This window comes from Enterobacter cloacae complex sp. IR5384 (assembly GCF_049237265.1).
GTDB lineage: Bacteria > Pseudomonadota > Gammaproteobacteria > Enterobacterales > Enterobacteriaceae > Enterobacter > Enterobacter cloacae.
In genome coordinates, this window is record NZ_JBMKHJ010000007.1 from 106,642 (window position 1) to 118,234 (window position 11,593).

Consider the following 11,593-nt stretch of genomic DNA (forward strand, 5'->3'; position numbering starts at 1 on the left):
CCGTGTTGACGAGATTAACTTTACGGGGTTTATCGTCAATTAGTCAGAGCAACGGTAAAACAATGAAAGTGTAAAAAACAAATTTTCGTCAAATATGGAGAAAATAAGGATAAAGCGTGGAGAGTTGCAACAAAAATATGCAATAAGCTGATTATTAAGAGATTGTGCAGAAGTATAACCAACTGCCGTTTAATAATAAAGCAATTATCCAGGAATATTCTGCAAAGAAAATGCGATCGCCTTAATCGCTAAGAATATAGTTTTAATATTCCCCTCCCGCAGACAGGAGGGGACACGATCAGGACACTTTTTCCAGCATCAGCCCGGCCCGCAGACCAAAGGCCACCGTCGGGTTGGGGAACAGCACATATTCGGTTGTTTTCTGCACTTCATAGCGCTCGCCGCCGTCCTCCGCCAGTAATGCCCCCTTGCGAAACGGCGTAAAATTGAGCGTGTGGGCCGCCATATGTAGCTGGAAAGCCTCGCTACGGCGGGTGATCTGCTGCACAACCCGATAACGCTCGACGGGCTGGCTGGTATGCTCCGGCTCCGTCCCCCCCAGCAGCGCCCGCAGCGCAAAATGCGTCGGGGCAAAGCGCGTAAGATCGTTTTGCCCAAACGGCAGCGCTTTTCCCAGTTCCAGCGTGCAGGCCAGCGCGCCGAAGCGTTCACAGGTGAAGTGGGTAAAGGTTCCCCCCGGCGACTGATGGAAGACCAGCGCTTCCAGCCCCGCATCCCCCAGCCAGCGCAGAAAATCTTCCTCCCAGGGCTGATTACGCTGCGGCAGTACGCCAAAACGCACGTGATACGAGGCGCGGATCGCCGTATGCAGATCGAGATGCCAGCGCGATGGCCCCGCGTCGGTGAAAAAGGAGGTGACGATCTGCTCCAGCCACTGCGCCCGTGCCGTTTCATCACTTTGTGGGAATTGCGACCAGCGGCCACCGAACATGCGGTTGATGTCGCTCACCAGATAGCGTTTGTTTTGCGCCAGCGCAGGCGGGTTTCCCAGAACCACCAGCAGACGGCAGTGCAGCGCGATCTCCCCGCTATACAACGCGCGCAGCAGCAGGTCGACAATCTCGACGGGCGCCGTTTCATTGCCGTGAATGCCGGTTGAGAGCAGAAGCGACAGTTCACTCCTGGCGGTCGGTGTCAGTTCAAGCACGCCGCGCCCCAGCCACCGCCAGTGGAATGAGGGGCCCTCCCCCTCACGTTGTGAGGGCGTTTCGTCTGCCAGCGTCAGCGCCAGTAAATTTTCCATAGCGCCTCCTTTAGCGCTGGAACGGGTAAACCGAACCCAGCTGCAGGAGTGAGGTTAACGCGTCCAGCGCCTCGCGGCCTTCGCGCAGCAGCTGCGGGTCAACCAGATCGGCCTGCGTTAACCGGTCGCGATAGTAGCGGTCCACCCAGTCGTTGAGGGTGTTAAACAGCGTCTCATTCATCATCACTGCCGGGTTAACGGCCTGCATTTCGGCAGGCGTCAGGACCACGCGCAGGCGTAAACAGGCCGGACCGCCCCCGTTTGCCATGCTCTCGCGCAGATCAAAGACGCGCAGTTCCGCAATCGGGTTATCGGCTTTCACCAGTTCAGTCAGATAACGCCACACGCCCGGGTGATCGCTGGACTCCTGCGGCAGCACCAGCATCATGCTGCCATCGTCCCGGCTCAACAGCTGGCTGTTAAAGAGGTAGGTCTCAACCGCATCCTGCACGCTCACCGCCTGCGTCGGCACCTGAATCGGCGTAAACTCGGGCACGCGTTCATGCAGCGTGGCGAGGAGTTTCTCCTGATGGGCGAACGCCTGCTCGTGGCAGAACAGAACCTGGCGGTTAGAGACGGCAATCACGTCGTTATGGAACACGCCCTGGTCGATCACATGCGGGTTCTGCTGGGCAAAAATCACCTGCGACGGATTGACCTGATTCAGACGCGCCACGGCCTGGCTTGCCGCCAGCGTCTGTCGGGCCGGGTAGCGGGTTGGCGCAGAGTGGCCACCCTCTTCCCGCCCGTAAATAAACAGCTGTAACCCCGGTTCGCCGTAATCGCCGCCCAGACGGTTATGGTTGGCAGCACCTTCATCACCAAACATCGCCACCTGCGGCAGAGCCGGATGGACAGCAAAATGGGCGTCATTATGGAAAATGGCGCGCAGCACGCGCTCCGTGGTCTCCGCTTCGGTGGCGCGGTGGAATTTGTTGTTCAGGTTCGCCACCGTCAAATGGACCTTGCCATCCAGCGTATCGGCAGAGGGCGCAACGGTCGCCGCATTGGCCACCCACATTGAGGAGGCAGAACTCGCCGCCGAGAGCAGGTGTGGCGTCTGCGTTCCCGCTTTCTCCACCACCTGTTCATCAGTGCCGCTAAAACCAAGCTGACGTAACACCGCCACGTTTGGACGCTCCTGCGGCGGGATCACCGCCTGCGGAAAACCCGCGTCCGATAGCGCCTTCATTTTCAGCAGCCCCTGCTTTGCCGCCAGTTTCGGGTTGGAGACCTGAAAACGGTGTTTCGTCGAGGCTTCATTACCAAAGGAGAGCCCGGCATAGTGGTGCGTCAGTCCCACCAGGCCGTCAAAATTGACTTCACGCGCTTTCATGGCGATCTCCCTGACTAAAATCCAGACCAGGACTCAGCGTTTCCGGCAGCGTCAGCGCAGGTGTTTCCAGGCTCGCCATCGGCCACGCGCAGTAATCTGCGGCATACCACGCGCTGGCGCGATGGTTCCCGGAAGCCCCTACGCCGCCAAACGGGGCGGTACTCGCGGCACCGGTCAGCGGTTTGTTCCAGTTAACAATCCCGGCGCGCGCTTCGAGCAGCAGCTGATCAAACTTCTCGCGCTGCGGTGAAATCAGACCGCTCGACAGGCCGTAGCGGGTGTTGTTGGCCATCGCAATGGCACTGTCAAAATCGTCATAGCGCCAGACGCACAGCAGCGGCCCAAAGACCTCTTCATCCGGCACGTTGCTCGCGCCGCTCATCTCAACAATGCCCGGCGTCAGCAGCGACGTGCCCGGCTGAACCTGCTTCGGCTCCAGCAAGGTTTTCGCGCCGCGTGAGACATGGTCCTGCCAGGCTTTCAGAACGTTCAGCGCCGCCTGTTCGGAGATGAGCCCGCCGATAAACGGCTGCGGGTCGGCATCCCACGTCGCAGGCACCAGACGCGCGCTCACCTCAACCAGACGCCTGAGGAACGCATCGCCCTGCGCCCCGCGCTTCACCAGCAGACGACGCGCACAGGTGCAGCGCTGGCCGGCAGTAATAAAGGCCGACTGGATGGTCAGGTGGACTGCCGCATCAATATCATCAGGATCTTCAACAATGAGCGGGTTGTTCCCCCCCATCTCCAGCGCCAGAATTTTTTCCGGCTGCCCGGCCAGCTGGCGATGCAGCTGATAGCCCGTCCCGGCGCTGCCGGTAAACAGCAGGCCATCAATATCACTTAACGCGCTCAGCGCCTGGCCGGTTTCACGCCCGCCCTGGACCAGGTTCAGCACGCCCGGCGGCAAACCCGCCTGCTCCCAGAGCTTCACCACCACCTCACCGGTCAGCGGCGTTAATTCACTCGGTTTGAAAATGACGCTATTTCCCGCCAGCAGTGCGGGCACAATATGCCCGTTTGGCAGATGCCCCGGGAAGTTGTAGGGGCCAAACACCGCCAGTACGCCATGGGGGCGATGGCGCAGCGTGGCCGCGCCGTCAGCCATTTCGGTATGCTGCTCGCCGGTGCGGGTATGGTACGCCTTTACCGAGATGGCGATTTTGTTGATCATCGCCGTCACTTCAGTCGCCGCTTCCCAGCGTGGCTTGCTGGTCTCCAGGGCGATCGTGCGGGTCAACTCGGTTTTATTCGCTTCCAGCAGAGAGGCAAACTTTTCGACAATCCCCTGGCGCACGGTGAACGGCTGTTTCGCCCACGCCGGAAACGCGCGGCGCGCGGCGTGGCAGGCCTGTTCAACCTGCCCGGCGCTGGCATCATTACCTTTCCAGAGCACCTCGTTGCCGACCGGATTGGTCTTCACTCGCTGTTCGCCTTCGCCCGTTACCCAGTCTCCGTTGATCCATAAAGTCATGCTGTTTTCTCCTCAGGGCAGAGTCGCACCAGGCGAACCGTATCGCCGGCATTACATTTCAGGGCATCCAGTTCTGCAGCCGTCAGCACCAGACGTTCACATTTCGGGTTGGTACGCACCAGCATGGCGCGGAAGTTGGTGTAATTTTCGTTCGCCACCAGGCACGCCGGCCAGTCACCCGGCGCGGACTGACCTTCAGAGACGTCAACCAGTCGGCTTTTACGGATCGCGCGCACGCGGTCGATGTCGCACTCCAGCGTCGGCCCGCCGTCAAAGATGTCGACATAGTTACGGTAGCGGAAGCCTTCTTTCTCCAGCACCGCGCGGGCAGGCGCAGTTTGCGGATGGACTTCGCCAATCACCGCCTGCGCTTCCGGGGTTAAGAAATGGGTATAGATAGGGTGTTTCGGCATCAGCTCAGCGATAAACGCTTTCTGCCCGGTGCCGCACAGATAGTCTGCCCGGCTGAACTCCATCGAGAAGAAACGCTCGCCCAGGCTCTCCCAGAACGGCGAATAACCTTTATCGTCGATCACACCGCGCATTTCAGCCACCACCTTTTCGTTAAAACGATCGCGGAAAGCGGCCATAAACATAAAGCGCGATTTGGAGAGCAGATACCCGTTGCCCTCTTTACGCCACGCCGGGTCAAGGAACAGCGTGCAAAGCTCGCTGGCACCGGTGTGGTCATTACAGAGAAACAGCGTCGGCAGCGCGTTATAGACGTTCAGCTCTTTCGAGGCATGAACCATGGTGCCCACGCGGTAGTTGTACCACGGGTCATTAAGACCAACGGCCACTTCGATGGCGCAGATCCCGGCTACGGTCCCCGTGTCGGTATCTTCCAGCACGAACACATAGCCCTGTTCGCTTTTTGGCAACGTCCCCTGCCAGGTTTGCAGGGCGCGCTCAATACGCGCCGACAGCGTTTTTTCATCGGCAGGAAGCGAGGTCAGCCCGCCCCCCGTCTTACCGGCAAGCTGCATGAGCCCGGCGAGATCGCCGCGCTCAACGGGACGGATGACCATCATGATGACACCCCGGATTTCACACGTTCACAGGCCAGCGCAAAACGGTCTAAACCGGTGCTCACCTCTTCCTCGCTGACAATCAGCGCAGGGGCAAAACGCACCACGTTGGCACCGGCAATCAGCACCATCACGCCCTGTTTCGCCGCTTCCTGTGAAATAAGTTTAGCTTTTCCGGCAAACTCCGGCGTCAGTTCGCAGCCAATTAACAGCCCCAGGCCGCGAATCTCTTTAAACAGACCGGTCTTGCTGTTAATGGCGTTCAGACGCTCCACAAACCAGTCGTGACGCTGTTTAACCCCCTTCAACACTTCCGGGGTATTGATGATATCCAGAACCTGTCCGGCCACGGCCGTTGCCAGCGGGTTACCGCCATAGGTGGTGCCATGCGTGCCCACGACCATTACGCTGGCGAATTTATCGGTGGTTAGCATCGCGCCAATCGGGAAGCCGCCGCCCAGCGCCTTCGCCGTTGAGAGAACGTCCGGCGTTACGCCGTAGTGCATATACGCATACAGCTCACCGGTACGGCCTACGCCGGTCTGCACTTCATCGAAAATCAGTACCGCGTTATGACGATCGCACAGTTCCCGCAGCCCTTGCAGGAACGCTTTCTGTGCGGGCAGCACACCGCCTTCCCCCTGCATTGGCTCGACGATCACCGCGCAGGTGGTGTCGTCGATCAGCTCGCGGGCTGACTGCAGATCGTTATACACCCCGTGGCGGATATCCGGCGGCAGCGGCGCAAAGTCCTGAGAGTAGGACGGCTGCCCCCCTGCGCTGACGGTAAAGAGCGTGCGGCCATGGAACGCGTTCTTAAAGGCCACAATCCCGCTCTTGTGCACACCGAATTTATCGTGCGCATATTTGCGTGCCAGCTTCAGCGCCGCTTCGTTTGCCTCCGCGCCCGAGTTGCAGAAAAAGACTTTCTCCGCAAACGTCGCGTCGATCAGTTTTTTCGCCAGACGCAGCGCCGGTTCGTTGGTATAGCCGTTCCCGGTGTGCCAGAACTTCGCCGCCTGGTCGTTTAACGCCTGGCGCAGCGCCGGGTGTGCATGGCCCAGCGCGTTAACCGCAATCCCGCCCGCAAAGTCGATATACTCTTTACCCTGCTGATCCCACAGGCGCGAGCCTTCCCCACGAACCGGAATAAAAGCCGCCGGAGCGTAAACCGGCATCATCCATTCATCGAAATTTTCACGCGTAATTGACAGAGACATAGCGACCTCATCCGGTAAATAAAAGGTTATTTGAATGTTAAATAATTGAGTGTTTGCACTGTGAATGTAGATTGCAGCCTTCGTGCCAGCCAGCGATAAAAATGCATAAACGGGGGGAGGTAACAGAATATCAATAAGTTACAATATGGGGTTATTCACTGTTAGTGCATAAAAAGTGAATATTTTTACGACAAGCGGCGCTTTGCCGCATGAAAATCAGAAAGAGTATGCAGAGGCCAAATATAATTCTGGAATTGTGATCGCTCGCGAAATTTATTGGCCATTTACGCCCCTTTTAAGGGCGAAGCGCGTCAGAATGGTGCAAATATTGCACCGTTGGCATTATCTGTCGCAGTTATTGGTCAATCCCCGTAACAGACGACGCAAATTCTGCTACCATCCATGCACTATTCACCTTGCACTGGCAGCGACTATGAAATTTGTCTCTTTTAATATCAACGGCCTGCGTGCCCGCCCTCACCAGCTTGAAGCGATTGTTGAACAACATCAGCCTGATGTGATCGGCCTGCAGGAGACAAAAGTTCACGACGATATGTTCCCCCTCGAAGAGGTGGTGAAACTGGGTTACAACGTCTTTTATCACGGACAGAAAGGGCATTACGGCGTTGCCCTGCTGACCAAAGAGACGCCGGTTTCCGTCCGCCGCGGCTTCCCGGGTGATGGCGAAGAAGCGCAGCGCCGTATCATCATGGCGGAAATTCCTTCAGCGCTCGGCAATATCACCGTGATCAACGGCTATTTCCCGCAGGGGGAGAGCCGTGACCATGAGACCAAATTCCCGGCGAAAGCGAAGTTTTATCAGGATCTGCAGGATTACCTGACCACCGAACTGAAAAAAGAGAATCCGGTGCTGATCATGGGCGACATGAATATTAGCCCGACCGATCTGGATATCGGCATTGGTGAAGAGAACCGCAAACGCTGGTTGCGCACCGGCAAATGTTCATTCCTGCCGGAAGAGCGGGAGTGGATGGATCGTCTGCTGAGCTGGGGTCTGGTGGATACCTTCCGCACGGCTAACCCAGACACCCAGGATCGCTTCTCATGGTTCGATTACCGCTCAAAAGGCTTTGATGACAACCGCGGGCTGCGCATAGACCTGCTGCTGGCAACCTCCCCGCTGGCGGAGCGCTGCATTGAAACCGGGATCGACTACGATATCCGCAGCATGGAAAAACCGTCGGACCACGCGCCGGTGTGGGCGAAATTCAAGCTGTAACCCCGTGTGAACATTCGAAAAATTTTCGTACTGTGCGCCCTGCTGGGCGCCTTTATGCTGACGTGGCTCACTCTTCCTCCGGGCACGCTCTCTCTTGAAACCGTCAAAACGCATCAGCAAACCTTGCTCGCTTGCGTCGAACACGCCCCGCAGCAAAGTGCGCTGATCTTTTTTGCGCTCTATGTGGTGGTTTCCGCCCTCTCTATCCCCGGTGCCGCGATACTGACCCTGCTGGGCGGCGCGCTGTTTACGCTGTGGAAGGGGACGCTGCTGGTGTCGTTTGCCTCCACGCTCGGCGCCACGCTCGCGATGCTCGCCAGCCGTTATCTGCTGCGCGACTGGGTTCAGCGACGGTTTGCCCAACAGATGAAAACGGTGAACGCCGGGATGGCGCGTGACGGCGCAGGGTATCTATTCGCCCTGCGCATGATGCCGTTGTTCCCGTTTTTTCTGGTCAATCTGCTGATGGGGCTGACCCGCATTGGGGTGCGTCGGTACTGGTGGGTCAGCCAGCTCGCCATGCTGCCCGCAACGGTTATCTTCCTCAACGCCGGCCGCGAGCTGGGAAAAATCACCTCGCTGCGCGATATTCTGTCGCCGGGTATGCTGTTAGCCTTTACACTACTGGGATTATTACCGCTGATGAGCCGATGGCTGTTTTCCCGACTCCCCTCTTCGTTTAAAAAGTGAGGCATTATGCGCCGTGTGCGTTTTTGCGCGTTTCTGACCGGTCTGCTGCTGACCACTCCTCTGTGTGCCGCCGACAGCTGGCACGTTATCCAACAACAGGCCAAAGGCCAGACCGTCTGGTTTAACGCCTGGGGAGGCGATCAGGCGGTTAACCGCTACCTCGACTGGGTCAGCGGCGAGATGAAAATGCACTACGCGATCAACCTCAACATTGTCCACCTGGCCGATGCGGCGGATGCGGTAAAACGGATCCAGACAGAAGCTGCCGCCGGGCGTAAGACCCATGGCTCGGTGGATCTTTTGTGGGTTAACGGTGAGAATTTCCGCACGCTGAAAGAGGCTAACCTGTTGCAAACCGGATGGGCACAGACGCTGCCTAACTGGCGCTATGTCGACACGGGCAAACCGGTCACGGAAGATTTCGCCCTGCCAACCGAGGGCGCAGAATCTCCGTGGGGTGGCGCGCAGCTTACCTTTATCGCCCGCAAAGCGAGCATGCCGACTCCGCCATCAGACCCGCAGGCATTACTGGCCTGGGCGCAGCAGCATCCGGGTAAAATCAGCTATCCTCGTCCGCCTGATTTTACCGGCACCGCGTTTCTGGAACAGTTGCTTCTCACGCTCACCTCCCGGCCCGATGCGCTGAAACGCGCGCCCGATGACACCTTTGCACAGGTTACCGCGCCGCTCTGGGACTACCTCGACAAACTCCACCCGCTGCTGTGGCGAGAAGGAAAAGATTTCCCGCCTTCACCTGCGCGGATGGATACCCTGCTCGCCCGCGGCAGTCTGAGCCTGTCGCTGACCTTTAACCCGGCACATGCGCTGCAAAAAGTGGCCAGCGGTGAACTGCCTGCCGACAGCTACAGCTTTGGTTTTCATAACGGGATGATCGGTAACGTTCATTTTGCTGCCATCCCGGCGAACGCCAGCGCCAGTGCGGGGGCCAGGGTGGTTGCCAATTTCCTGCTCTCACCTCAGGCGCAGATCCGCAAAGCCGACCCGGCTATCTGGGGCGATCCGAGCGTACTGCAGGCGAACACGCTGCCCGCAGATGAAGCAAAACAGCTTCAGGCCCACACGCCACAAGGGCTTCCGCGGATGCTTGCGGAGCCACACGCAGCCTGGGTTAACGCGCTGGAGCAGGAATGGCTGCGTCGTTACGGCACCCGCTGAGCGCACTCATCTGGCTGGCGATGGCGGCAGTGTATCTGCCGCTTGTTCCCGCCGCCGCCATGCTGTTGACGCCGGCGCTGTCGGCAGGAAACTGGCAACGCCTGTTTGACGACCCGCAGATCCCGCAGGCGCTCGCCGCCACCCTGGTATCCACGCTGATTGCCACTCTCGGCGCCCTGTTTATCGCCCTGATTTTCGTCACCACGCTCTGGCCCGGTGAGCGCTGGCGTCGTCTGTGCACCCGTTTGCCGTGGCTGCTGGCCGTTCCCCACGTTGCTTTCGCCACCAGCGTGTTGCTGACTTTTGCCGAAGGCGGTCTGTTTTATCAGCTCTGTACACGCTGCTCCCCGATGTTGGATCGCTACGGGATTGGGCTGGGGCTAACTCTCGCCGTCAAGGAGAGCGCCTTCGTGCTGTGGGCGATATACGCGGTGTTACCTGAAACCATACTGGCCCGCCAGAATGTCGTGTTGCAAACCCTGGGATACGGGCGGTTCCAGCGACTGTGCTGGCTGGTGATCCCGGAGATCGCGCCGGCGCTGGGTGCCACAATGCTGGCGGTTCTCGCCTGGTCCCTCTCTGTTGTGGATGTCGCCATTATCCTGGGGCCGGGGAATCCGCCTACCCTGGCGGTACTGGCCTGGCAGTGGCTGACCCAGGGCGACGTGCAGCAGCAAACGAAAGGCATGCTGCTCTGCCTGCTGATGCTCGCGCTGTTGGCCGTGCTTTCGGCGCTGGGGTTCGGTATCTGGAAAGCGTGGCGTCGCACGCTGCCCGCGCAGACAGGGGTGCGACGGACGTTACCCCTCGCGCCGCCCGCCCGAATGCTCAGCGGAATCCTCCCCGCATGCGGCATGCTTTGCGCCGGAGTGCTGCTGATTCTGGCCCAGTGGGATGATGTTAGCGCCGTGCGTGCCAGTTTATCGTTCGGCCTGCTTGCCAGCCTGATAGGCCTGATCACGATACTGCTCTGGCTGGAATGGGGGCCGCGGCGTGGTGCGCTGTGGGTCTGGCTCCCTCTCGCCCTTCCTGCGCTGCCGTTGGTTTCCGGGCAATACAGGGTGGCGTTATGGCTGGGTATCGACGGGCAGTACGCCGCCGTGCTCTGGAGTCATCTGCTGTGGGTGTTGCCGTGGATGCTGCTGATACTGCAACCCGCCTGGCGGCGCATCGATCCGCGGCTTCTCCTCACGGCCAGAACGCTTGGCTGGCGGCGGACAAAAGTCTTCTGCCTGATCAAATGTCCCCTGCTGTTGCGCCCCGCGCTGCTGGCGTTTGCAACCGGATTTTCGGTCAGCATGGCGCAATACATGCCAACACTCTGGCTCGGCGCGGGGCGTTTCAGCACCCTTACCACCGAAACCGTGGCGCTCAGCAGCGGCGGCAGCATCCCGATTCTGGCTAACCGGGCGCTGTGGCTTCTGTTGGTGACAGGGGCCGTCTTCGGCGTTGCCGCACTGTTATCCCGGCTCGCAGGCCATTATCGACGAGGATTACGTTAATGCTGAAGGTCAACAATCTCACCATTGCGCCGCTGTTCCGTGAGGTTAACTTTTATGTCCCTCGCGGTGAAATCGTCACCCTGATGGGGCCGTCCGGCAGCGGGAAATCGACCCTGTTCTCATGGATGGTTGGGGCACTGTCTGACGACTTTCAGGCGCAGGGCGAGCTGTGGCTTGACGATCGCCGCTGTGACGGGCTGCCTGTCGAGCAACGCGGGATCGGTATTCTCTTTCAGGACGCACTGCTGTTTGACCAGTACAGCGTCGGGCAAAATCTGCTGCTGGCGTTACCGGCGCGAATAACCGGACGCGCACGCCGGGAAAGGGTGCAACAGGCCCTGGATTCAGCCGGGCTAAATCGCCACTATGCCAGCGATCCGGCCACGCTGTCCGGCGGGGAGCGTGCCAGGGTGAGCCTGCTGCGGGCTCTGCTTGCCGAGCCGCAGGCGTTGTTGCTGGACGAACCGTTTAGCCGCCTTGATAAATCACTGCGGTCGTCCTTTCGGACATGGGTGTTTGATGCCCTGCGCGCACGCAATATCCCGGTGGTGCTGGTCACGCATGACGATGAAGATATTTTGCCGGGTGGCGAGGTGATTGAGATTTCTCGCTGGCAATAATGTGCTAACGCAATGTTTTACCTTTCAGGAGAGACGACAATGC

General features: G+C 59.0%; 10 protein-coding genes. 5 read left to right on the forward strand and 5 right to left on the reverse strand.

The window, feature by feature from the left end:
- Nucleotides 1-298: 298 nt before the first annotated feature.
- The 5 genes from astE to astC are packed head-to-tail and all read right to left on the reverse strand — an operon-like array spanning nucleotide 299 to nucleotide 6,322.
- Nucleotides 299-1,264, reverse strand: coding sequence for a succinylglutamate desuccinylase (gene astE, locus ACOTX3_RS08755; protein WP_058679125.1), 966 nt, complete (start codon nucleotides 1,262-1,264; stop codon nucleotides 299-301).
- A gap of 10 nt (nucleotides 1,265-1,274) precedes the next feature.
- Complete coding sequence (gene astB / locus ACOTX3_RS08760) at nucleotides 1,275-2,600, reverse strand: N-succinylarginine dihydrolase (RefSeq protein WP_058679126.1); 1,326 nt, start codon at nucleotides 2,598-2,600, stop codon at nucleotides 1,275-1,277.
- Nucleotides 2,587-4,074 (reverse strand): succinylglutamate-semialdehyde dehydrogenase, encoded by a 1,488-nt coding sequence (astD, locus tag ACOTX3_RS08765; protein WP_013097030.1) that lies wholly within the window; start codon nucleotides 4,072-4,074, stop codon nucleotides 2,587-2,589. The genes astB and astD overlap by 14 nt, the downstream gene beginning before the upstream one ends.
- On the reverse strand, nucleotides 4,071-5,105 hold the full coding sequence (gene astA, locus ACOTX3_RS08770; RefSeq protein WP_058679127.1) for an arginine N-succinyltransferase: 1,035 nt from the start codon (nucleotides 5,103-5,105) through the stop codon (nucleotides 4,071-4,073). The genes astD and astA overlap by 4 nt, the downstream gene beginning before the upstream one ends.
- The gene (gene astC, locus ACOTX3_RS08775) at nucleotides 5,102-6,322 is read right to left on the reverse strand and encodes a succinylornithine/acetylornithine transaminase (RefSeq protein ID WP_029882003.1); all 1,221 of its coding nucleotides are present in this window, start codon (nucleotides 6,320-6,322) and stop codon (nucleotides 5,102-5,104) included. Before astC ends, astA begins: the two co-directional genes overlap by 4 nt.
- Before the next feature lie 433 nt (nucleotides 6,323-6,755).
- On the opposite strand from astC, the gene xthA reads away from it, so the two are divergent.
- Genes xthA through ACOTX3_RS08800 form a run of 5 tightly spaced genes read left to right on the forward strand, consistent with a single transcriptional unit; the run spans nucleotide 6,756 to nucleotide 11,550 of the window.
- Nucleotides 6,756-7,562 carry an exodeoxyribonuclease III gene (gene xthA, locus ACOTX3_RS08780; RefSeq protein ID WP_058679128.1) on the forward strand — a complete coding sequence of 269 codons (807 nt, stop codon included), beginning with the start codon at nucleotides 6,756-6,758 and terminating at the stop codon, nucleotides 7,560-7,562.
- 6 nt (nucleotides 7,563-7,568) lie between these two features.
- Complete coding sequence (locus ACOTX3_RS08785; protein WP_058679129.1) at nucleotides 7,569-8,252, forward strand: TVP38/TMEM64 family protein; 684 nt, start codon at nucleotides 7,569-7,571, stop codon at nucleotides 8,250-8,252.
- Between the two features lie 15 nt (nucleotides 8,253-8,267).
- On the forward strand, nucleotides 8,268-9,428 hold the full coding sequence (locus ACOTX3_RS08790; RefSeq protein ID WP_371867675.1) for an ABC transporter substrate-binding protein: 1,161 nt from the start codon (nucleotides 8,268-8,270) through the stop codon (nucleotides 9,426-9,428).
- Nucleotides 9,401-10,930, forward strand: coding sequence for a hypothetical protein (locus ACOTX3_RS08795; RefSeq protein ID WP_058679131.1), 1,530 nt, complete (start codon nucleotides 9,401-9,403; stop codon nucleotides 10,928-10,930). Before ACOTX3_RS08790 ends, ACOTX3_RS08795 begins: the two co-directional genes overlap by 28 nt.
- Nucleotides 10,930-11,550, forward strand: a complete 621-nt coding sequence (locus ACOTX3_RS08800) for an ATP-binding cassette domain-containing protein (protein WP_058679132.1) — start codon at nucleotides 10,930-10,932, stop codon at nucleotides 11,548-11,550. The genes ACOTX3_RS08795 and ACOTX3_RS08800 overlap by 1 nt, the downstream gene beginning before the upstream one ends.
- The last annotated feature ends 43 nt before the right edge of the window (nucleotides 11,551-11,593 follow it).

Bases quoted from the DNA above. Each gene is read 5' to 3' on its own strand.
- astB (WP_058679126.1), bottom strand. From the start codon at position 2,600: ATGAAAGCGCGTGAAGTCAATTTTGACGGCCTGGTGGGACTGACGCAC.
- astA (WP_058679127.1), bottom strand. From the start codon at position 5,105: ATGATGGTCATCCGTCCCGTTGAGCGCGGCGATCTCGCCGGGCTCATG.
- ACOTX3_RS08800 (WP_058679132.1), top strand. From the start codon at position 10,930: ATGCTGAAGGTCAACAATCTCACCATTGCGCCGCTGTTCCGTGAGGTT.
- xthA (WP_058679128.1), top strand. From the start codon at position 6,756: ATGAAATTTGTCTCTTTTAATATCAACGGCCTGCGTGCCCGCCCTCAC.
- astC (WP_029882003.1), bottom strand. From the start codon at position 6,322: ATGTCTCTGTCAATTACGCGTGAAAATTTCGATGAATGGATGATGCCG.
- ACOTX3_RS08795 (WP_058679131.1), top strand. From the start codon at position 9,401: ATGGCTGCGTCGTTACGGCACCCGCTGAGCGCACTCATCTGGCTGGCG.
- astD (WP_013097030.1), bottom strand. From the start codon at position 4,074: ATGACTTTATGGATCAACGGAGACTGGGTAACGGGCGAAGGCGAACAG.
- astE (WP_058679125.1), bottom strand. From the start codon at position 1,264: ATGGAAAATTTACTGGCGCTGACGCTGGCAGACGAAACGCCCTCACAA.